The sequence below is a fragment of the bacterium genome, assembly GCA_023145965.1.
GTDB lineage: Bacteria > UBP14 > UBA6098 > UBA6098 > UBA6098 > UBA6098.
Map to the genome: position 1 here is coordinate 1 of JAGLDC010000003.1, position 21464 is coordinate 21464.

At 42.5% G+C, this 21464-nt stretch carries 18 protein-coding genes and 1 riboswitch; of the genes, 7 read left to right on the forward strand and 11 right to left on the reverse strand.

Features of this window, described 5'->3' with window-relative positions:
* The first annotated feature begins 142 nt into the window (after nucleotides 1–142).
* The 4 genes from KAH81_00170 (at nucleotide 143) to KAH81_00185 (ending at nucleotide 4746) form a co-directional block, all read left to right on the forward strand.
* A complete protein-coding gene (locus tag KAH81_00170; GenBank protein ID MCK5832064.1) occupies nucleotides 143–670 on the forward strand; it encodes an RsmD family RNA methyltransferase in 528 nt (175 codons plus the stop codon).
* A gap of 142 nt (nucleotides 671–812) precedes the next feature.
* A complete protein-coding gene (locus tag KAH81_00175) occupies nucleotides 813–1052 on the forward strand; it encodes a hypothetical protein (GenBank protein MCK5832065.1) in 240 nt (79 codons plus the stop codon).
* Between the two features lie 33 nt (nucleotides 1053–1085).
* A riboswitch (cobalamin riboswitch) is annotated at nucleotides 1086–1282 on the forward strand.
* Between the two features lie 59 nt (nucleotides 1283–1341).
* A complete protein-coding gene (locus KAH81_00180; GenBank protein MCK5832066.1) occupies nucleotides 1342–3453 on the forward strand; it encodes a TonB-dependent receptor in 2112 nt (703 codons plus the stop codon).
* A 9-nt stretch (nucleotides 3454–3462) separates the two neighbouring features.
* Nucleotides 3463–4746 (forward strand): T9SS type A sorting domain-containing protein, encoded by a 1284-nt coding sequence (locus KAH81_00185; GenBank protein ID MCK5832067.1) that lies wholly within the window; start codon nucleotides 3463–3465, stop codon nucleotides 4744–4746.
* A gap of 2 nt (nucleotides 4747–4748) precedes the next feature.
* Here the strand turns inward: KAH81_00185 and KAH81_00190 are convergent, their stop codons facing one another.
* Nucleotides 4749–5408 (reverse strand): response regulator transcription factor, encoded by a 660-nt coding sequence (locus KAH81_00190; protein ID MCK5832068.1) that lies wholly within the window; start codon nucleotides 5406–5408, stop codon nucleotides 4749–4751.
* Nucleotides 5405–6469 carry a hypothetical protein gene (locus KAH81_00195; protein ID MCK5832069.1) on the reverse strand — a complete coding sequence of 355 codons (1065 nt, stop codon included), beginning with the start codon at nucleotides 6467–6469 and terminating at the stop codon, nucleotides 5405–5407. Before KAH81_00195 ends, KAH81_00190 begins: the two co-directional genes overlap by 4 nt.
* Nucleotides 6470–6671: 202 nt before the next feature.
* Here KAH81_00195 and KAH81_00200 point away from each other — a divergent pair, with 202 nt between their 5' ends.
* Entirely contained in the window at nucleotides 6672–8009 is a 1338-nt protein-coding gene (locus KAH81_00200; protein ID MCK5832070.1) for an NADP-dependent malic enzyme, read from the forward strand.
* 86 nt (nucleotides 8010–8095) lie between these two features.
* Here KAH81_00200 and KAH81_00205 read toward each other — a convergent pair whose 3' ends face one another.
* Genes KAH81_00205 through KAH81_00215 form a run of 3 tightly spaced genes read right to left on the reverse strand, consistent with a single transcriptional unit; the run spans nucleotide 8096 to nucleotide 11431 of the window.
* The gene (locus KAH81_00205; GenBank protein MCK5832071.1) at nucleotides 8096–8512 is read right to left on the reverse strand and encodes a secondary thiamine-phosphate synthase enzyme YjbQ; all 417 of its coding nucleotides are present in this window, start codon (nucleotides 8510–8512) and stop codon (nucleotides 8096–8098) included.
* 15 nt (nucleotides 8513–8527) lie between these two features.
* Nucleotides 8528–9757 (reverse strand): nickel-dependent lactate racemase, encoded by a 1230-nt coding sequence (larA, locus tag KAH81_00210; GenBank protein MCK5832072.1) that lies wholly within the window; start codon nucleotides 9755–9757, stop codon nucleotides 8528–8530.
* Between the two features lie 57 nt (nucleotides 9758–9814).
* Entirely contained in the window at nucleotides 9815–11431 is a 1617-nt protein-coding gene (locus KAH81_00215; protein ID MCK5832073.1) for a phosphoenolpyruvate carboxykinase (ATP), read from the reverse strand.
* A 251-nt stretch (nucleotides 11432–11682) separates the two neighbouring features.
* Here KAH81_00215 and KAH81_00220 point away from each other — a divergent pair, with 251 nt between their 5' ends.
* The gene (locus KAH81_00220; protein ID MCK5832074.1) at nucleotides 11683–12984 is read left to right on the forward strand and encodes a citrate (Si)-synthase; all 1302 of its coding nucleotides are present in this window, start codon (nucleotides 11683–11685) and stop codon (nucleotides 12982–12984) included.
* Between the two features lie 81 nt (nucleotides 12985–13065).
* Here KAH81_00220 and KAH81_00225 read toward each other — a convergent pair whose 3' ends face one another.
* The 5 genes from KAH81_00225 to rsmI form a co-directional block, all read right to left on the reverse strand.
* The gene (locus KAH81_00225; protein MCK5832075.1) at nucleotides 13066–13761 is read right to left on the reverse strand and encodes a 4Fe-4S binding protein; all 696 of its coding nucleotides are present in this window, start codon (nucleotides 13759–13761) and stop codon (nucleotides 13066–13068) included.
* Between the two features lie 70 nt (nucleotides 13762–13831).
* Complete coding sequence (locus tag KAH81_00230; GenBank protein MCK5832076.1) at nucleotides 13832–14365, reverse strand: redoxin domain-containing protein; 534 nt, start codon at nucleotides 14363–14365, stop codon at nucleotides 13832–13834.
* A 1-nt stretch (nucleotide 14366) separates the two neighbouring features.
* Complete coding sequence (locus KAH81_00235; protein MCK5832077.1) at nucleotides 14367–15011, reverse strand: YigZ family protein; 645 nt, start codon at nucleotides 15009–15011, stop codon at nucleotides 14367–14369.
* Between the two features lie 70 nt (nucleotides 15012–15081).
* Nucleotides 15082–15483: a nickel-responsive transcriptional regulator NikR gene (gene nikR, locus KAH81_00240; protein ID MCK5832078.1), complete on the reverse strand. Its 402-nt coding sequence runs from the start codon at nucleotides 15481–15483 to the stop codon at nucleotides 15082–15084.
* A complete protein-coding gene (rsmI, locus tag KAH81_00245) occupies nucleotides 15474–16178 on the reverse strand; it encodes a 16S rRNA (cytidine(1402)-2'-O)-methyltransferase (protein ID MCK5832079.1) in 705 nt (234 codons plus the stop codon). The genes nikR and rsmI overlap by 10 nt, the downstream gene beginning before the upstream one ends.
* 90 nt (nucleotides 16179–16268) lie before the next feature.
* Here rsmI and KAH81_00250 point away from each other — a divergent pair, with 90 nt between their 5' ends.
* Nucleotides 16269–17468, forward strand: coding sequence for a T9SS type A sorting domain-containing protein (locus KAH81_00250; GenBank protein ID MCK5832080.1), 1200 nt, complete (start codon nucleotides 16269–16271; stop codon nucleotides 17466–17468).
* Between the two features lie 281 nt (nucleotides 17469–17749).
* On the opposite strand, the gene nifJ is transcribed toward KAH81_00250, so the two are convergent.
* The gene (gene nifJ, locus KAH81_00255; GenBank protein MCK5832081.1) at nucleotides 17750–21307 is read right to left on the reverse strand and encodes a pyruvate:ferredoxin (flavodoxin) oxidoreductase; all 3558 of its coding nucleotides are present in this window, start codon (nucleotides 21305–21307) and stop codon (nucleotides 17750–17752) included.
* Nucleotides 21308–21464 lie beyond the last annotated feature (157 nt).

Consider the following 21464-nt stretch of genomic DNA (forward strand, 5'->3'; position numbering starts at 1 on the left):
AGTTCGCCCGAGGTAAACACTTTTTGGAATGGCGTCTCTTCGAGTGGTATCCGCGCTGTGCCCGGAACCTATGTCTATATCATATTTAATGGTGACGATGTGATCTGCAAGGGCACACTCGTTCTAGTTCGTTAGTATGGCAATTTCCATTTCAGGTGGTTATTTGAAGGGCCGGAGAATAAAAATCTCCGGGAGCAAAACTCGCCCGACTTCTGCATTGGTGAGGCAAGCGCTGTTTGATATACTCGGTTCCATAGAGGGACTTAGTTTCTGCGATCTTTATGCGGGCACCGGTATTGTGGGTTTCGAGGCTCTGAGCCGCTTCGCAAAACGCGCCGAGTTTGTGGAATCGAATAGGATTGCATTTCGGGGAATTATTTCCAGTTTAGAAAAACTGGCTATCGAAAGAGAGTTTGCCGAGGTAAGGAACATGAAAATGCAACGATGGCTAGCTTTAAGTGATAGTAAATTCGACGTTATATTTGCCGATCCTCCATATATCGACCGAGTGATGGATGAATTAATTGAATCCAAAAAAATGATACTCGATAAAATTGAAGATGCAGGCATGCTTGTTCTTCAGTTGCCTTCACGATTAGATACAACAGAATTTGCGGGCGACTGCCGCAAATTTGGCGATGACATGCTCTGTTTTATTGAGAAAGTGTAGTCACTTTGTCATCACATCATTAGGTTTCCTCAGATATCCAATTAACGCAATGCAGCCGAGATTTATTTTTTTCATAACACCGTAAAATATTAATCTAAAATACAAACCGATTGGAATCCTTCGGAAAAACGAAGGCCCGGTTATGGTAATATTTGGTGAGATTGATATGCAGGTTCCACCGGAAGGGAACATCGATGCTATGAAAACGGCTTTTTCCGAAGGCGGGAACAAAGACTATAGAATTATTGAGATTCGTGGAGTTAATCACTTATTTCAACCAACAGAAACCGGAGCTCCCAGTGAATATGGCGTTATAGAAGAAACTATTTCACCCGAAATCCTCGCTATAATCGGCGATTGGATAAATGAGAAAACAAAATAGTCTTAGTTTAGCTTGCGAAATTGAAAAAATCATTTATCTTGTTACAAAATCGGCGCCCGAATGGGCTTAATTGGGAACCGGGTGTAAATCCCGGGCGATCCCCGTCACTGTTAACTCGGACGAAGGCCACCATGCCACTGCAACAACGGATCTATAGGTTCGCGTTGTGGGAAGGCGGCTCGGAGGAAGATGAGTAAGCCAGGAGACCTGCCGAAGCAAACTTAACCGAAACCTCGGGGGGTGGGTAGGATGGTTTTCCATTATTCCCTCTCCCATAGAAAGTTCACCTATGCCCGAAGTTCGGGGAAAACTTTTGGGGGCAATCCTTGCCTTGTGGATAGCTCCCCTTTTTGCAATTGAAGTTGTGGGATCGATTGCGGATAAGGAAACTAAGCTACCTATTGGGGCTGCTATTGTTTCCATCGACAGTAGATCTGCCGTCACAGATTACGCTGGAAGATTCGTGTTCGAGAATTTTGCCCCGGGGGAATACGATCTGCTGATTACTCATATTGCTTACGAAAGTCTCGCGAAACATATAATAGTCCGCGATGGAGAGAATATGTCTCTATCGATAGAACTAGATTCAAGAGTCTATATTTCCGATGAGGTGTATTCGTATGCCCAAAAAACTGAAAATATTTTGTCTGTCAATACCGCCGATGGGGTTATTGAGTATCTAAAGACTCTTCCCGGTGTGAGCGTTATACAAGGAAATGGTGATGTAGCGCTATCTATACGAGGTTCGAGGCCAGAGGATGTCCTCGTTGTAATCGATGGAATAATTCAGGCTAAAAACGAGTCCGGTTGGACGGATATCAGGTCTTTGCCGATTACAGAGATTAATTCCATTAAGGTCCTCACCAGTTCAATTCCTGTGGAATATTCGTCGTTTGCTCCTGCGGGTGTTCTAGTAATCGAGACTTTCATTAATGAATCGAACGAAGCAAGATTGACTTTCAGGGACGCTTCCTTTTCCTCATCGTCAATTACTGCCGGGATGAGTTTTCGCCCAGTTAACTATCTCTCGCTTTCTATGCAGAATTCTTGGTCATTTAAAGCGATGAGCTTTCCCTACGCAATCTCCGATTCAATCAAAAATAGATCGAATAATTGGAGTCGAAATCGAAATCTTGCATTCGATATGAATTATAATAGAAATATAGGGAAGGGAGCTCTTTCGTTTAACTATAATTTTCTTGAAGAAGGTATGCCGGGCGATACAGACCATCCTACACCGACAGCTTATCGCACCGGAAGAGGAGTCGAAGCCTTTCTTAGCTTAAGTGCCTATGTAACATCAAAAATTGAACTGGAAAGCAAATTTAAGGCTTCACAAGGAAAGAGATTTTATTATATCCCAAGGCCTTTTGTGTATGTTCCCGTGGAGGCGGAACATGTGATCGATAACTATTCCACGCAGCTAGGTTTTATTCGTGAGGATGGAAGATTTACATCGAGTATAGCGGGCAAATTTCTTGAAGAAAGTTACATGTTGGAAAATCATCTTGCCTCGACTAGAAGCATTCCTCGCGAACCGAGGCAAATCTATTCGAGTTGGATCGAGGGACGCTATTTTTGCGAGTTTTTCAAAACCAGTAGGATAAGCGTGTTTAACTCGTTGAGGTGGGATAAAATATGCGATATAAAAACCCGTCGAAGTTATTCTGCAGAGGCCTCCATTTCGAAGGATATTTTTGGATTTGTTATTGCAGGTTCTGCGGGATACTCCGAGGCAATGCATCTTCCAGAATTTGTTGATCTTTATTGGCTTCGCGATGCGTTCGCTGAGGGCAACCCAGAACTTTCGCCGGAAATAGCTTATAACCGTCATTTGAAGTTTTCTCTGGGCAGAGATCTGAGCTGGATGGAGTTCGACCTCGATATCGACTTGTTCTCGAGGACTATCGATTCGGTGATAGTATGGAAACGAGATTTTGATGGAATTTATCGTCCATGTAATTTCGCTCGTGAAGAAACTCGAGGTCGGGAAGATCGATTTAAGGCTGTTTTTTTAGATGCAATCGAAGTTTCCTACTCTAATACCTCGCTTAACTCTATACATCGCAGTCATGACCAAGTTATAGATTCGATGTGGATTCCGTTTAGAGCACCATATGATCAGAAAATAAACATTTCAGCTCAAATTAAAGGTTTTTCAGCGGGAATCTCAGGTCAAATGATTGGAGAAAGATACACTCTCATAGCGAATACCAAAACGACGAAACCCTATGAGCTTTGGGGTGTTTTTTTCGAGATAAGTCAACCCATCGATTTTTTGCAAACTACATTTCGCTTAGATTGGTTCAATATTTTAGACGAGGATTACGAGGTTTTAACAAATTACCCCATGCCCGGGCGGAATTGGGCTTTTTCAATAAATATAGAATATATTATTTAAGAAGGAATTATGACTAAATGGACTATGCTGTTTGTTTTTTCTTTAGTGTTGCTCGCATTTGCGGAACCCCAATATATTGTGCTTAACACACTCGGCGAGACTTTAAGCGCTGGAGAATGGCTTAGCGCATTAGATAACGATATAATTGAAGTGGGTTCTATGCCAAATCAAATTTTTGCAGATGATGATGGTATTTGGGTAGTTTCTTCGGGCCCTTCGACGATAGAAAGGTTCGAGTTATCTGGATCGACAATACATCGGATCGGGGAATTTGCTTTGCCGGCTGGTTCGAATCCCTATCTTATGTTTAAACTTGGGAATACGATCTTCACTAGCTTATGGGTCACCGGTGGGCTTGGAATAATTAACGTCCTAACCGGAGAAACCGAGGTCGTCGATTCCTTTTGCCTCGGCCCTCAAGGTGTTTATGCCGATTCAAATAATATTTATGTAACTGCAAGCAATCTTGATCCTATCTATTTCACTTACGGAGTTGGTGAGCTATGGCGTCTTGGCATGGATGGTGAGGTTATCGATAGCTTGGAAATAGGAATAAATCCTCAACAAATTATCTTAGGACCGGACGATAATTTGCATATTGTTTGCACTGGAGATTATTTTTCGACATTTGGAGTGGTTTATATTGTGGATCCGACCACATTTACGATTGTAGATTCAGTGAATATCGGAGGATCGCCAGCTAGGTTGTCTCACGACGAATCTACGGGCGTTATCTATTCATCTACATCGGTGTGGGGAGAATCTGGGAGTGGAAGGCTTCTCGCCTATGATGGCAGAACGCATGAGTTACTCTTGGATGCTAGCGGAATCCTTAATACATTGAAAGGGACAGGGATTTCAGGTCTAGCGGCCTTCAATAGCTACGTTTACACTCCTTCGATGGATTCATCTTTTGTAGAAATAAGCCACATAGATAGAGTAACTATGTCTTTGACTCCGGTAGCGACTTTCACTACTGGCTACGGGCCTATTGACATAGCATTTATGAATTCTACGGATATAGAGGAAATCAACTTTCCATCGACATCTATGTTAGTAAACATCTCACCATCGCCTTTTAATGCAGAGTGTGAGATAAGAGCAGAATTTGCCATCGAAGATGTAAAAATCTACAGCCTATATGGCCGTGTAATTGGAAGAATCGAGGGTAATTCGATCCAAGGCAATTATGCCACTTGGTCGCCCGATCCGCAAATCTCCTCAGGCATTTATTTCCTGAAAGTAATGGGCGAAACGGGCACCAAGTATAGCCGCGTGGTCTATATGAAATAGACCTATTTGGGTTCGAGAGAGGTTAGTCCTTCTCTAATAGCAAATTTTGTGAGGCCGGCAAGATTATGAATCTTGAGTTTCCTCATGATATTTGCTCTATGTGCCTCGATTGTCCTGTCGCTAACATCCAGTTTAGTGGCGATATGGCGATTAGAGAATCCCTCGCAGAGAAGTTGAAGTACTTCGCGTTCTCTGCCGGTGAGCATCCAAATATAGGGCTTATCTTCTTCGACATCTGAAGGTTTCAGGTATTCGAAGATAACATCGCCGGTAATCTGACTGCTGAGAAATTTCTTGCCATTGTTGACCGCATAGATGGCATCCCTTAATTCCTTCATTGTGGAATTCTTGATAAGGTAACCATCGGCGCCGGCCTCGAGCATTTCCTTGATAACTCTTCTGCTAGAATGCATTGAGAGGCCAATTATTTTGACCTTAGGAAAGTCTCTCTCGATGCGTCGGGTCGCTTCGATTCCGTTTAAATCCGGCATTGTGATATCCATAACCACTACATCCGGCTTCAATTCAGGAATAACTTCAAGCGCCAACCTTCCATCGTTGACTTGGCCGACAACCTCAATACCCGAGTCCTCTTCGAGGATCATTTTGATCCCTTCACGGACAATATCATGATCGTCAGCAATGAGTACCTTGACTGTCATACGCTTCTCCGTTTCTTTTTGTTTAATGGTGCAAAGAGTTCGATTCGGGTTCCTTTCCCGAATTTCGAAGTAATTTTCATTTTACCACCAATATTATTAATTCTTTCATTGATTGAATGTAAGCCTAAACCGCCTGCCTTAGATGGTTTTATCTCCAAAGGTTCGAATCCTACTCCGTTATCTTCCACAATAACTCTAATGAAATTGTCGCTTTGCTCGATTGTAACATCTACTTCGCTAGCTGAAGCGTGTTTGATAATATTGAAAAAAAGCTCCCTCGTGGCTTGAAACAGAACGAGCTGAGAAGCACTGTCGATGGGCTTTTTAACTTTATCATCGACAAAACTTGTAATTAAACCCTCTTTAATGATTATTTCATCGAGCAGGTTACTAATAGCTATCGGAAATTCTGTTTTTAGGGGCAGGCTTAGGTCGAGTTCCCAGGACAACTCGCGAATTTTTATAGAGGCATTTTCTAGGTTTGTTATAATATCATCTATTTGCTCTTGGGAAGCAGTTGCTAATTCTTGTTTCTTCAAGTTGTGTAACTTGTTGCCGGATATTAAGAGTAATTGGCTGATTTCATCATGAATGAATCTAGCTATAATTCCTCGTTCATTTTCGGAAGCAGTTATTATTTGTGCTGTAAGCTCTTTGATTTTCTTGTGATATCCTTCTGTTAATGTGTAACACTCTGAGCAATTGGAAATATCTTGGAGTAAAACAAGTGTAATCGGTGAATCCGTGCAATATATTTTAGAAAGCGTCAAGAATGCGGGGAAAACAGTGTGATTTATAGTTACAGCTTTAATTTCGTCGCAAAGCCATGATATGCCGGGTTCTCTGGCAATAAAAGGAGCTATTATATCTGATAAATATTTTAAATTCTTACTGATTTTGTGTGAGACGAGAGAAATACCTTCGGAAAACCCGTGAATATACATAAAAGCATTATTCGTCCACATAACAGTGCCATCATTTGCAATAATGCACACTCCCAAAGGGGCTTTGGCGAGCGCATCATTAAGAATATCTATTCTATTTATGGTGGAATTAATCATAACTGTATTTACTTAATTAAACTAAAATAATTTCAAATACCCCTAAAATGAACCTCAGATAATCACGAAATATAATATTTTAAACATCACAAATTATTATAAGAACAACCACACAAAATCCACACCGTTTTTATTAGGATAAAAATACAAATACAATATATTGCGTTTTGGTTCAAATTTCAACGAATAAATGGAGTTTTTTATGGAAAAAGAAGATTTACTGAAAAAGAGTGAGAAACCATCCATAGATGCAATGAAAATGCATCCCTTTTATAGAGGGAAAATCGAGACCGGAATCAAGTGCATTATCAGGGATTTCAAAGATTTTGCGATATGGTACACTCCAGGTGTTGCTAGACCTTGTCTCGATATTCGCGATAATCCCGCTAGTGTTTTCGAACACACAAATAAGGGTAATATGGTTGCTGTTATTACCGATGGCACCCGAGTTCTGGGCTTAGGAGATATCGGGCCTGAGGCTTCATTGCCAGTTATGGAGGGTAAAGCGCTTTTATATAAATACCTAGGGGGTATAGATGCCTGGCCAATAGCGTTAGATACCAAAGACCCAGATGAAATAATCAAAACTGTCTTGCTACTTCAGCCGGCATTTGGTGGTGTAAATCTAGAAGATATTGCGCAACCCAAGTGTTTTAGAATACTAAATGAGTTACGTGAAAAAGCTAAAATACCTGTTTGGCACGATGACCAGCAAGGTACTGCTACTGTTACGGTTGCCGGTCTAATTAATGCTGTAAAAGTAGTGAATAAAAAATTAAATGAAGTTAGAGTAGCCTTTGTTGGTGCCGGCGCTAGTAATGTTCGTATTTCGCACATGTGTTTTCAGGCAGGGGTAGATCCGAAAAAGACTATTATGTGCGATTCTAAGAACACACTTGGATTATACCGCGATGATATTCAACGAAATCCCGATAATATTGAAAAATGGATATTATGTGGCCTCACCAATCCTAAGAATATCCGTGGCGGGATACCTGCGGCAATGAAGGGCGCGGATATTGTTATCGCGCTTTCGCAGTCGGGGCCCGGCGTAATTTTACCAGAATGGATATCGAGCATGGCTGAAGATTCTATAGTGTTTGTTTGTGCGAATCCGGTTCCGGAAATTTATCCATGGGAAGCCAAGGAAGCCGGTGCTAGGATTATCGCCACCGGAAGAAGTGATTTCCCAAATCAAGTCAATAATTCACTCGGTTTTCCCGGTATTTTTAGAGGAACCCTTGACGTTCGCGCGAAAACGATCACCGACGAAATGTGTATCGCCGCAGCTAGCGCACTTGCCAGAGTTGCCGAATCCAAGGGGCTTCACGAAGACTATATTATTCCTAACATGGACGAATGGGAAGTGTTTCCAGAGGTCGCGTCTATGGTAGGTTTAAAGGCAATAGAACAGAATATTGCACAAATTAAATTATCTAAAGAAGAATTGATAGACAAGGCTAAAAGAACCATATCCTCGGCAAGGGAAAAAGTCCAATTCATGATGGAGGAAGGTATAATTAAACCCTATGAAGAGTGAATCTTATAGGTCAGGGGATATCGAATATTTAACGAAGGGCTTGGCTTGCCGTTAATTATTTGCCAATTCGATATAGATTAGCTTGTTTATTCGCCGATGATTTTGATTAAAACTCGCTTAGGTCTTATACCATCGAATTCACCATAAAAGATTTGTTCCCAAGGGCCAAAATCGAGGTTGCCTTCGGTAATAGCCACAACAACTTCACGCCCCATTATTGTGCGTTTTAAATGAGCGTCACCGTTATCTTCATAGGTGTTGTGTGCATATCGGCTATAGGGCTTCTCAGGCGCGAGACCCTCGAGCCAGTGCTCGAAATCGCAGTGAAGCCCGGATTCATCGTCGTTGATAAAGACACTGGCTGTTATATGCATTGCATTACAAAGAAGAAGGCCCTCTTGGATACCACTTTCGACTAAAGCCTTTTTAACTTGCGGAGTAATATTAATATAATCTCTCCGAGTGTCTGTTTGAAACCAGAGTTCTTTTCTATAGCTTTTCATTATTTTTCCTCTCTCTTAAGAAATTACTGGAACAATCGAACCAGCATCATGAATAAATAGAGTTTGCCGAGATTCACCTTTTAACACTAACGCTTTTTCGAATGCGTTTTCTAAGGAATCGAATGGCACGATAGGTGTATTTATGAAAGCATCTTGCGGCAGGTTGGATACAACCCAGATGCTGTGGTGTGTTGCAAAATCAGCTATCTTGGATGCCTTATGATAACCAAGGGAGTAGTGTTTTAACGCGATTTTCCTAATTATGTTATTATCTTTTTCGGCTCGAAGAAGATTCATAAATTCTGGATTGCCTAAACCTCCCTGGCATTCAGCCATAAGAATGATTATCCCATTTGGTAGAAGGGCTGTTTTTGCTAGTTCGATTGCCTTATGAGCCTGATAGAGATCACTGTCCAAAGGCGAATGCACCGAGCAAATGATAATATCCGCCGGTTTTAAGGAAACCGTATAAATATTTCGAGCTTCTTCAGTGGCTTTTATAAATGATTCCCTTAATTCCCCTGGAAAAACGCCTGTGATTGTTCTGTTGGAATCAAGCAAAACTTGAATAGATAAAATCTTATCTAAATCAATGAAATCGAGAGCCTCGTCCATATCCTCATGGACGGGATTATTGACGAGAGTTAGGGGATCGGCACCACTCTCAAGAGCTAAGCGATGATTAGATTCAATTGTAGAATATCCCGCTATTCCGGGAAGGATGGCTTTTCTCCCTCCAGTAAAACCTGCAAAATAGTGTGGTTCCACCGAACCGATTATCAAAATTCCATCATATAAGCTTATAGCTCGATTCAAAAAAACTCTATTATCACTGGAAGTTGTGCCGTAGTATTTAAGGTGGTTTTTTGCTCTGCAATCGTGGATTTCAATCGATGTGGTTTCTGAAAATTTGCCAAGAATATTACCCAATTCGGTTTTTGTTGGTGGCTTATGACTTCCTGTTGCAACTAATATGTCGAACTCGAATTTTGTTTGCTCCTGTAGAAATTTAAGTATTTGCGCTGTGGGTGTCGGCCTAGTGGCATCGTTGGTTATAACAAGATGTTTTTTCGATTCGATAAAACGATTCCAATGCCATGGAAAATTAGGGTTTAAAGGCAGCATTTCTAGAGCAGTTCTTTCTCTACTAATAGAAAAAGAGTGGCTAATGGGCGATATGACGCGAGTCGTTCCAGGAAGATCGATTTGTCGGGTATGACCAGCGTAATAATAGTTTATTTTCATTTTAAAAAAACAAAGGGGCGCTATATTGCGCCCCTTTGCGAGATAAAGTGTTATTAACTAAATCTTCTGCACTATTTTTTTTATAGTATCAGAACATTCTACCGGGAGCTTATCGAAACCGGCCTTTTCTGTTGCTCGGCTTTCGATATATTCGATTCGGTCAAGCATTCTAGCTTTGAGTTTTTCGCAATATGAACTGTCATCCATGTTAGGTTCGAAGCCTTCGACCGGCCAATAAGACATTTCTTCGACATCCTTCCATGGAACAAATTTATCCTCCTCCTCGACAATAGCTTCAAGAAGGCCGATTGTGATTTCCTTTGGGATGTCCTTCCCCATGAAGTTTCCGGTATTAAGGACATAACATTTAACGCCGCGCTCGATAAGGGTTTTGAACTTATCATAGTCGATTCCGAGTGGCCAGGTGCGGAACGGATTTGCGTAAGGTTCGACAACAAGTTTTTCGAGGCTCACTCCAACGACGCGTTCGGCGCTGGTGCGTTTGGTTGCGAGTGTAACGCCCATCGTGCTAGCAAGAACTGGATCCTCGAGTCTCGAAAGCGGTGGAAGCGTCGGGTCTTTCATCAGCCAGAAAATAGCATTGAGCGGTTCTTCGATTTTATCCACTCTATTTGGCGTCCAAAGACGAGACTTTATCGCACGGCCGTTGCCCTGACGAATATCCTCTGTGACAAATTCGGTCTTATTTTGTTCATCGAGTGTAATACCGATGTTCTGTGCTGTAAGAATAAACTTATTGTCTGGATGGCCGATTTCATAATCGGCTGTTTTATCGAAATATGAGGGCTCTAATGCTACAGAGCTTCCGTTTTTGACATTTACGATAAATGCATCGTCGTGTAAAACGGTGGTATTGTATTTGCCATCGTGCTTTGCATGCGTGAGTGTCGATTTGCCCGAGCCGGAAAGGCCAAAGAAAGCTGCGACGAACTTCTTGTCATCGTAGCGCTTCAGGCCGGCATGGCAGGATGCCCAACCGTGCCTATTCGCTGTTCCCCAAGCCATTGTTAGCGTGGCCTTTTTGTGCTCGCCAAAATAGCGAAGCCCAAGTAGGCAAGCGGCATTGTGTTCTGGGTCGAAGAATGCCAAGCCGAGAGGAAAATCCGGATGCTTCCAATATGGATCGGAGATAAGAAATATACCATAATCGTCATACACCTTCGAGTTTTTATACATCTGATGATAAAATGAATTTCTAGATTGGAAATTCAACATCCAATTCAGGATGTTATTCTCGAATCCCTCGGGTGTAAGGAAGTTAGCTTTAACGATAAAATCCTCATCTAATCCAACATAGGATTGGGCATGATACATCGTTCTGAAGCGCATATTGTATATTGCTTCGCGAAGAATCCCAGTATATCTTTTCTCATCGACTCCTTCAGTGTAAGCAAGCTTCCTTGCCTGTGCGCAACGTCCTATAACCTCTCCGTCGTTGAAAACAAGCACCTTTGCTCGTGTGGGTAATCCATGATATTCAGGTTCTATGACATCTTTGTCTGTGACATAGGTTCCTGGAGATTTCATGGCAAGGTAGTAAGCCTGGTTGGGTGAATCGACTTTTCGGACATTGTTACCATAGAAGGCTGTCTCTATAGTCGTCCTATAACTTGTTAATTTAGATTTGTCGGAAAGCGATCCTTTGACACTCATCGTTTTTCTCCTTTAATTAAAGAATAAAATATTGATAAAGAGTTTTAAGGCGAAAAGTATAAAACAAAGAAAATAGAATAGCAATATATTTTTATAAAATGTTTAAGTTTATACTAGGAATATAATTATCCCTTATCTTATAGTTCTTATGACAAATCATAATTCATTTTTTTCTTGCTAAATATGGTTTTTCTGCTTTATTATGTTCTTACAAAAAGATTCTAACTTTTATTGAAGGGGGCAACAGAAAAATGGTAACTCTAAAAGAGACATTGACTCAAAAGATCGAGGAACATCGCCCTAGGATTAGACGACTGGTCAAGGAATACGGCGATAAGGTTATCGATCAGGTAACAGTTAAGCAGGTTATCGGGGGTATGCGAGGAATAAAATCGCTTATCACTGATATTTCCTATCTTGACCCATATGAGGGTATCCGTTTTCGCGGTTTAACTATTCCGGAAACGCTCGAGGCTCTACCGAAACCTCCGGGGAAAGAGATGCCCTATGTCGAGGCTCATCTCTGGTTCCTTCTTACTGGCGAGGTGCCGACTATAGAGCAAACCGAAACTCTAGTTCAGGATTTTAATGCCCGCAGAAGAGTTCCGCTTTACGTCTATGATATTCTTCGTGCTCTTCCTCGCGATTCTCATCCGATGAAAATGTTCACAGCCGCAGTTCTGGCTATGCAACGGGAATCTGAATTTTTCAAATGTCTCTACGAAGGTGTCTCTAAGGAAACTCGCTGGGAGTATATGCACGAAGACGCAATGAATTTATTCGCGCGTCTTCCAGTTATCGCAGCTTACATATATCGGATGAAATACAGGAACGATATTCCGATAGAATCGCATCCCACAAAGGACCTTGGCGCTAATTTTGCTCACATGATGGGAGTGGATGAACCATATGATGACGCAATGCGCCTTTATTTCATTCTCCATTCCGATCATGAGAGTGGAAATGTCAGTGCTCACGCTACGCACCTTGTAGCTTCAGCGCTTTCCGATCCTTATTATTCCTTGGCTGCCGGTCTTTGTGGACTCGCAGGCCCGCTTCACGGACTTGCAAACCAGGAGGTTCTCCGTTGGATACAGGATATGTATAGACGTTTTGGCGGTGTGCCTACTAAAGAAGAGATGGAAGAGTTCTGTTGGACTACCTTAAAGGCTGGATTCGTTATTCCGGGGTATGGCCACGCCGTTCTCCGTAAGACCGACCCGAGATACACAGCTCAGCGTGAGTTCTGCCAGAAGAATCTACCAGATGACGAATTGTTCAAGGTTGTCAGCCAACTATATGAAATCGTTCCACCGATTCTGGAAAAACACGGCAAAGCCAAAAACCCTTGGCCGAATGTTGATGCCCACTCAGGTGTTATCCAATGGTATTACGGCATTCGTGAATATGATTTCTACACCGTTTTGTTCGGTATAGGCCGCGCTATGGGTGTTCTTGCAAATATCGTTTGGGATAGAGCGATTGGCTATAGTATTGAAAGACCTAAATCCATCACGACCGATATGCTCGAAGAGATGGTTGGAATAAAATAGATTAGCGTCTTTTCTAAAAGTAAGAAGGCCGGTTTATATTGAACCGGCCTTCTTCAGCATAATCTAAATAACAAACTCCGATTATTTTTCCCTTCTTCGACCTAAATAAAGACATGAATCCTTGCAAACATCTACACAACGAAGGCAGGAAATGCACATCGGACCGCCTACAGTCAGTTCTGTTTTCGGAAGAGTGCCCATCGGGCAATCATAACATATTCTACACGCGCCGCAATTTTTATTTCGTCTTTTTATAGCGAAAAACGAAAACCTCCCTACTAAACCGAGAAGAGCACCATAAGGGCAGAACCACCGGCAGAAAAACCTCTCAATCATAAGAGAACCGGTGAAAAAAAAGGTTAGCATAATCAGAGGTAAAGTCCCGATAGGCATAACGAAAGCCGCGAATCCCCAGAAAAAGGGGCATCCGCCGATGCAATATAATCTCCCTGAGATCGCTGTCATGATCACTATATATAATAAAACGATAACTGCGAACCAGGCATATCTATCATTGAGTTTGACGGATATTCTCATATTGAACCCGATTTTTTTTCCTAAAAATCTAAGAAGTCGTGAGATAAATCCGATAGGGCAAATCCAACCGCAAAAAACTCGCGGAAGAATTAATCCTGCTAAAAGGAATACAGCCCCAATTATTAAACCGGTGGTAAACAGGTTTAATGGAACAGAATGCCTTACAGCGAGAATGGGAGATTGAACCAAAGCGAATGGACATACATCATGTGCACCTGCGCTACCGTATAGGAACTGCACTAAAGTTATAAACAATACGAAGAAAAACGCTTGAAAGGCAAATCTTATTTTTTGGATTTTCTTCAAGCTATTATTTTTTTCTCTCTGTGTGTTTATCTTCTTTTATTCCGAGATTTTTTTTCAAATCTGCCTGAAAAGCCTCCTCCTCGAAACTGGGTGCGCCGATTATTCGGGTGATTTCTCGGCCGTCATTGCTGAGTATCCTTGTTGGAATTGCATCAATATTCATCAAAGCAAAAAACGAACTATCGGCTTTGATTATTGGTAAGTCCAGGTTTAAGGTTTTAGTAAGGCTATCATACTTGTCGAAATCCTCATAAGTGAAAACAAATACCTGTAATTGTCTCGATGTATATTTGTTCTTGATATTCTGGAGTCTTTCTAATTCACCGGCGCAGGGAAGACACCAGCTAACCATGAAACCAGAAACAGAAACACCTTTTTCGAGGTCCTTTTGAGTATATGTGTTTCCATCAGAGGCCGAAAATCTAAATTCGGGGAATATCCTTTCGGAGTTTATTTCGTTGTTGCCGTGAGATTTATTTCCACAGGCGCAAAATAGCGTGATAAAAATTGCCCCAAAAAAGTAAAGGTATTTACGCATATTACATTTTGTCAGTAGCATCTTGGTTACTCGTTTTTTTTATAAGGTTTGGTATTATCTTTCCAGCTGAAATATCAGCGAGGGCATTTTTTATAGAGCTTTCTCGCGATTTTGGAATATCGAATCTGAGTTTAACGCTAACCGCGAAATTTGCTTCGATGAGTTTTCCATCGTTTCGAGCCAAAATTGCCTTGAAATCCGAAAAAATATTATAAGGTAATTCGACTGCAAATTCCAGCCTTTCGTGAATTTCAATTATTTTGATCTCTCGCAAAGCGGCGGCAGTTGCCTGTGAATATGCTCTGATTAAACCTCCAATACCAAGCTTTATTCCACCGTAATACCTTGTTACAACACAGATTACATTTGTTAGTTCATTTCCGGTTAGGACTCGGAGTATTGGTAAACCCGCGCTTCCCGAAGGTTCGCCATCGTCGGAGGATAATTCCTCGACAGGCGAGAAGCCAATGCGAAATGCCCAACAGTTATGTGTAGCGCTCGCGTGTTTCGATTTAATTTTCGCTAGTTGAGTTTTAAAGTCTTCTCGCGAATTTGACCTCGAAACGGTTGCTATAAACCTCGATCTTTTTTCTTCAATTGCTGCTATAGCTGTATTAGCTGCTGTTTTATATAAAAAATCTTCCATCGGTTTAATGTCAATAACTAAAGTTACAAATTATATAAGCACGGTTAAAATGTCAATTATTGTGAGAAAATCAGACATCTTGGAACACCGTCAATTTACCACATACGACACCTCGTGAGTTAAGAATCCTCGATGCTAGTTTTTCAGCACGCTCGTAAGTTGTGTTAATGAGAATAGTCTCGAGAGTTCGCACTTCGTTAAGGTGTGCTTGGGTGATGCCAACGATATCCTTTATGAAGCGGTGTTGTTCATGAACTATCTTATGATTGAGATGCTTGCTGTGGTCGAAAACGAAAGACAAGGTCCCGATTATTTTACCGGTTGGGTTTAATTCTTTGGCGGAAAAAAGAGCGTTCTGTATTAGCTCTCGTATCGCTTCGGAGCGGTTTTCGAAACCTTTTTCGGATATGAATTTATCGAATTCGGTGGCCAGTTCCTCATCTAAGCTAATACTTAAGCGTTTTACAGGCATTCTTCCTCCTTATCTTCTATCAAATTGTAAGGTGCGATAAGCACAACTACCTCACCTCTTATTTCGGGGCAATTATTCACTAAATCTGATAGCATACCTCGAATAGTTTCCTCATAGATTTTTGTTAACTCTCTACAGATAGCCACGGGTCTATCCCCCAATATATTGAAAGCATCTTTAAGAAAGGCGTTTATTCGGTGAGGTGATTCGTAGAACACATGGGTGTGTGGTGAGTCTTTTGCAAGAATCCGAAGGCGCCTACGCCGCCCTTTTCCAGAGTGAGGTAAAAAGCCCTCGAAGGAGAAACCTGTAACGGGAAATCCTGATAGGAGAAGCGCCGGAATAAAAGCACATGGTCCGGGCAAGACTTCGAATGGAATCTCATTCTCGACTGCCTTTCTAATAAGAGTCCAACCCGGGTCGGATATCCCGGGTGTGCCCGATTCAGAGATAACTGCAACTGTTTTACCATTTTCGACAAGCTCAAGAATTCTGTCAGCAAGCCGTCTTTCGTTCTTTACATGATAAGGAAATGTTTTTTTAAAAATGCCGTGTTTTTCCAAGAGGAATTTCGCAGAGCGGGTATCCTCTGCTGCAATGATATCAACTTCTCGAAGAAGCCTTATTGCTCTCAGAGTGATGTCTTCGAGATTTCCTATCGGCGTCGGAACTATTATTAATTTCCCTATTGGCATAATAAATGTAATATATAATTATTGTAATAGCTTAACAAGGTCAAATCCAGACCTTGACAGAAATAATTTTTTTTGTAGATTGAATTCGATATGAAAAAAGAGATACTCCTCATCACACTTATTATAGCGTCTGTGTGTTTTGGGCAAAGGCGTTATTACCACGAAACCGAAGATGCTATCCTTAGGGTAGATGAACAATATCCGGGTGCGTTTGCCGAACACCGTTACATTGCGAGTGGTTCGGATAATCTTTTCAGGGCCTTCCTTGCCCTGGGCGAAGACGACGGAGCAAACGCTTGGGGAAGTGCTCATGTCTATGAGCCTTTTTTAACAGGTTCTTTTATTATTACCGATAGTCTCGATATTTTCGAGTTCTATGAGACTATTATCGATACTGATTCAACTGGTGCACCTGTTGATACAGACTCGGTTCTTGTTGGGAGTGAAACAATAATCGCATATGCTGACACTGCGTTTGGTGTGACAGTGGTGCAGCAAGTTATTGCCAGAAACGATTCGATTAAAAGCTTAATCGCGAAATTTGCTGTAAGGAACGATCGTGCTACACCGCTCACAGGGTTGCGAATTATCTTCTTTTATGATGGTGATGTGCCTGACTATCTTTACATCGACGATTATCCTCAAGAATACGCCTATCTTGATGCTGTCGGCATCCGCGATGGCGAATCTAATATCACTTCTGGTTTTTGTGGGCTTATACCAAATAGCGGTATGGCTTGTGGCGCATGGAAAAACTGGATTGATACACTCGTCGTGCCCGATTCATCACTGATGGGTTCCCTTGTAAATACTAATCCGGTGTGGCCGGTGGATTCGGCATCTATTGCTGGAGACTGGTCCAGTTTTGGCCTTTGGGAATTTCCGGATATGTTAAGTGGGGCAGTCGAAACGCTATCTATTGCATTTATAGTATCGAGCTCGGCTGGCGGTTTTGAGTCTCTTGCCGCAGAAGCTCGTGGTGATTCAGTTATCCCTTATATTGCGGATCAAGCGCTTCCGACGGAAAACATGCTAACTGTATCACCAAATCCATTTAATTCCGCGTGCCGCATAAAGATAATTGGTGAGAGCAGCTCTGAGGTGAGGATTTTTGATCTCTCAGGACGACTTGTGAGATCGATTACACCTTCAAATAAATGTGGTATATCCGATGTAACATGGAACGGAAGAAATGATGCCGGAAGGGACCTTCCGAGCGGAGTCTATCTTATTTCTCAATTATCTAGGGATGGAAGAAATTATTCCTCACGAGCGGTTCTCATTAGATAATTACACCGATTAAACTGTCCTTATAATTTTTTATTATTCCATAACCGGGGGGCGTCGGTCTTTGCGCTTAAGGCGCAAAGCAGCGTTCGGTCGGCCAACAATCCAGCTTAGTAGGAAAAACTATATTCCGACCGACCGCCGATTTTTCAGCCTAAGGAAAGCGAGCTTTCCTTAGGCTGAAAAATCCCGACGCCCCCCGGTTATTCCATTTCGATTGTCCATAAAAATAAAGGGTCGGCGTTGGCCGACCCTTTATTATTGAATAAAAGAGATATGTTCTTTTATTTCTTTTTAGCCCAACTGTAATCGATTTCAGCTAATTGCTTATAGAAATTCCATCTTTTATCGACATCGAATTGAGCCAGTACAGCAAGCTCTGCAGCGCGCACAGGCTTCGAGACCTTAAGTGAACGATAACGAACCTCGCCATACATATATTCCTCGACAGGGATTGAAGGTTTTTTCGAGTCGAGTTGAAGAGGGTTAAGGCCTTCTTCGACACGTCTCGGGTCGTAGCGATAAAGTAGCCAGTGTCCCGAATCAACGGCTTTTTTCTGTTCGGTGAGTTGTTTTGTCATGTTAATGCCATGATTAATACACGGGCAGTAGCAAATCACTATGGATGGGCCATCGTAGCTTTCGGCTTCAGAGAGTGCCTTCACGGTTTGGTTCGGATTTGCTCCCATTGCAACTTGAGCAGTATAGATGTAGCCATATGTTTGCGCTAAGAGACCGAGGTCCTTCTTTGGTGTGGATTTGCCGGCTTCGGCAAATCTGGCAGTAGAACCGCGCGATGTTGCTTTAGAGCATTGTCCACCAGTGTTGGAATATACTTCGGTATCAAGAACGAGCATATTTACATTACGCCCTGAGGCAAGCACGTGATCGAGACCACCATAACCGATGTCGTAGGCCCAACCATCACCGCCGAAAACCCATACCGACTTCTTCACCAAATAATCTGCAAGCGATTCCAAATAATTATCTTTATTGGAATTAGCCAGGGCTTTAAGCTCTTTAACCAATCCTCGCTGTATATCGATGCCGATGTCATTAGTTTGATTAGAGGAAAGAAGTTTCTGTTTCAAGTCGGCGGGAATATATGATGCTTTTTCGAGTTGCTCGATAGCCTCTTGCATAAGACGGTCTGTAGTGAGCCTGAAGCCATAACCTATCTCTGCAGCGTCTTCAAAAAGACTATTTGTCCATGCCGGTCCGAGGCCGTCTCCTCTTTTGCAGTATGGGGTTGTTGGAAGGTTACCGCCATAAATACTAGAGCAACCGGTGGCGTTTGAGATGAGCGCGTGGTCGCCAAAAAGTTGCGTAACGAGCTTGACATAAGATGTCTCGCCGCAACCTGGACAGGCTCCGCTAAACTCAAACATTGGACGCGCAAGCTGGCTGCCTTTAACGGTAGCCTTATTGAAGCTCGATGGGTCCGGTTCGGATAAGGAAAGGAAAAAGTCCCAATTCGCGGTTTCAGATTCGCGAAGTTCGAATTGGCTTTGAAGGTTAATTGCTTTTTTGCCCGGGTTGTTCTTATCTCTGCCCGGACAAATCTCGACACAAACACCACAGCCGGTGCAATCTTCGGGAGCGATTTGAACTGTTGCACGCTTACCCGCAAAAGCTTTAGTTTTTGCCTCTGTGGATTTAAAGGTTTCTGGTGCGCCTTTGAGCTCGGATTCATCGTATATCTTGAGACGGATAGCGGCATGCGGACAGACTAGCGAACATTGACCGCACTGTATGCATAAATCCGGTTCCCAAACCGGAATCTCGACTGCAATATTGCGTTTTTCGTATTGTGTTGTGCCAGTGGGCCATTGACCGTTAGGCGGCATTTCAGATACCTTGACATCATCACCTTCGAGGCGGATGATTTTCGCTGTAACATTCTTGACGAAATCCGGCGCAAAGTCTGGTACGGTAGGCGGCATTTCGATTTCGGAGGTTGTTTTTTCAGGATAATTTACTTCATGGATGCTCGTTAGACCAGCGTCAACAGCGGAGTAATTGAGCGTAACAACCTCTTCGCCCTTATGTCCGTAGGTTTTTTTAATAGATTCCTTGATAAGTTTGACCGCTTCATCTATAGGAATGATGTCAGCTAGTTTGAAAAAGGCTGTTTGCATAAGGGTGTTAATCCTTGCGCCGAGACCGAGTTTTTTCGCTACCTCGATGCCATTAACAATATAGAACTTAGCATTCTTTGATAATATTTGATCTTGGACCTTTTTCGGGAGTCTATCCCAGGTCTCCTTTGGGTTGTATGGCGAGTTCAGAAGGAAGGTGCCGCCCTCTTTCAAAAACTTAAGCATGTCATATCTTTCAATAAAACTCCAGTTATGGCAAGCCAGGAAGTTAACCTCCATACAAAGATATGTGCTCTTGATGGGTTCGTCGGAGAAGCGTATATGACTTGTAGTGCGAGCGCCAGCCTTCTTGGAGTCATAGACAAAATAGCCTTGTGAGTATTTGTCTGTGGCTTTGCTGATGATCTTGATCGTATTCTTGTTTGCGCCGACAGTGCCATCGGAACCTAGGCCCCAGAACATAGCCTGATAACCGGTTCCACAGCCCTTGCCGTAATTCTCATCCCACTCGATGCTAGTATTAGTGACATCGTCATTGATGCCTATAGTGAAATGATTCTTTGGTGTGGCCGAGTCTAGATTGTCGAATACGGCCTTGACCATTCCCGGTGTGAACTCCTTCGAGGAAAGACCATAGCGTCCGCCGACAATTGTTGGTTTAGAGCCAAAGGGGGCGGTTCCCTTGATCAACATTTCATCCATGGCTACAACCATATCCAGATAAAGCGGTTCCCCAAGTGATCCGGGTTCTTTTGTTCTATCTAGGACTGCGATTTTCTTAATCGTTTTAGGAAGAGATTTAGCAAGATGTTCCAGGCTGAAAGGCCTGTAAAGCCTAACCTTCAGAACACCCACATTTTCACCGGAAGCATTCATCATATCGACGGTTTCATGTGCTGTCTCGACTGCAGAACCCATCAGAACGATTATTTTCTCAGCAGTGGGGCTTCCCTCGTATTGGAATGGTAAATACTTGCGGCCGGTGAGTTGTTCGAATTTTTTCATGTATTTTTCGACAATCGCTGGGGCTTCGAGGTAGTATTTATTGATTGTTTCACGCCCCTGGAAATAAACATCGGGGTTTTGGCTTGTGCCACTTATCATAGGATGATCGGGGGAGAGGCCTTGTTTGCGGTGCGCGATAACAAATTCCTCTTCGATCATAGCTTTCATTGTTTCCCTGGTAAGAACCTCGATTTTTTGGATTTCGTGGCTGGTGCGAAAACCATCGAAGAAGTGAAGGAAAGGTAATTTTGTTTCGAGGCTTGCGGCTGTGGCGATCATCGCTATGTCCATCACCTCTTGGATACTACCGGAAGAGATCATTCCATAACCTGTAGTCCGGCAGTTCATAACATCTGAGTGATCTCCAAATATTGACAAAGCTTGACATGCAAGCGAACGAGCTGCAATGTGGAACACCGTCGGGAGTAATTCAGCAGCGATCTTATGCATGTTGGGGATCATAAGAAGTAATCCTTGGCTTGCTGTAAACGTCGTTGCTAATGCCCCTGAAGCGAGAGCACCGTGAATAGCGCCGGAAGCACCCCCCTCAGATTGCAGTTCTGCAACCTCGGGAATCGTTCCCCAGAGATTCGTTTCACCTGCCGCAGACTTAGCATCTGCTATCTCGCCCATATTGCTTGAAGGGGTAATTGGGTAAATCGCGATAACCTCATTACAAGCGTGAGCGACATGTGCTGCTGCGGAGTTTCCATCCATAGCCATCATCTTTTTGGCCATTTTATCTCCTTTTTTACGATTTAAAATTTACCAAACAAATTCCCTCAACCATCAAAAAAAGGGAAATAACAATTTATGTAAGAAGAATTGGATCGTCAAGACAAAACGGAACTCAAAATATAAATTAATCTTGAATTAAAAGTTTTTTTGGTTTATT

Bases quoted from the DNA above. Each gene is read 5' to 3' on its own strand.
- KAH81_00190 (MCK5832068.1), bottom strand. From the start codon at position 5,408: ATGACAGTCAAGGTACTCATTGCTGACGATCATGATATTGTCCGTGAA.
- rsmI (MCK5832079.1), bottom strand. From the start codon at position 16,178: ATGCCAATAGGGAAATTAATAATAGTTCCGACGCCGATAGGAAATCTC.
- KAH81_00215 (MCK5832073.1), bottom strand. From the start codon at position 11,431: ATGAGTGTCAAAGGATCGCTTTCCGACAAATCTAAATTAACAAGTTAT.
- nifJ (MCK5832081.1), bottom strand. From the start codon at position 21,307: ATGGCCAAAAAGATGATGGCTATGGATGGAAACTCCGCAGCAGCACAT.
- KAH81_00220 (MCK5832074.1), top strand. From the start codon at position 11,683: ATGGTAACTCTAAAAGAGACATTGACTCAAAAGATCGAGGAACATCGC.
- KAH81_00230 (MCK5832076.1), bottom strand. From the start codon at position 14,365: ATGCGTAAATACCTTTACTTTTTTGGGGCAATTTTTATCACGCTATTT.
- KAH81_00235 (MCK5832077.1), bottom strand. From the start codon at position 15,011: ATGGAAGATTTTTTATATAAAACAGCAGCTAATACAGCTATAGCAGCA.
- KAH81_00205 (MCK5832071.1), bottom strand. From the start codon at position 8,512: ATGAAAAGCTATAGAAAAGAACTCTGGTTTCAAACAGACACTCGGAGA.
- nikR (MCK5832078.1), bottom strand. From the start codon at position 15,483: ATGCCTGTAAAACGCTTAAGTATTAGCTTAGATGAGGAACTGGCCACC.
- KAH81_00180 (MCK5832066.1), top strand. From the start codon at position 1,342: ATGCCCGAAGTTCGGGGAAAACTTTTGGGGGCAATCCTTGCCTTGTGG.
- KAH81_00250 (MCK5832080.1), top strand. From the start codon at position 16,269: ATGAAAAAAGAGATACTCCTCATCACACTTATTATAGCGTCTGTGTGT.
- KAH81_00200 (MCK5832070.1), top strand. From the start codon at position 6,672: ATGGAAAAAGAAGATTTACTGAAAAAGAGTGAGAAACCATCCATAGAT.
- larA (MCK5832072.1), bottom strand. From the start codon at position 9,757: ATGAAAATAAACTATTATTACGCTGGTCATACCCGACAAATCGATCTT.
- KAH81_00195 (MCK5832069.1), bottom strand. From the start codon at position 6,469: ATGATTAATTCCACCATAAATAGAATAGATATTCTTAATGATGCGCTC.
- KAH81_00185 (MCK5832067.1), top strand. From the start codon at position 3,463: ATGACTAAATGGACTATGCTGTTTGTTTTTTCTTTAGTGTTGCTCGCA.
- KAH81_00175 (MCK5832065.1), top strand. From the start codon at position 813: ATGGTAATATTTGGTGAGATTGATATGCAGGTTCCACCGGAAGGGAAC.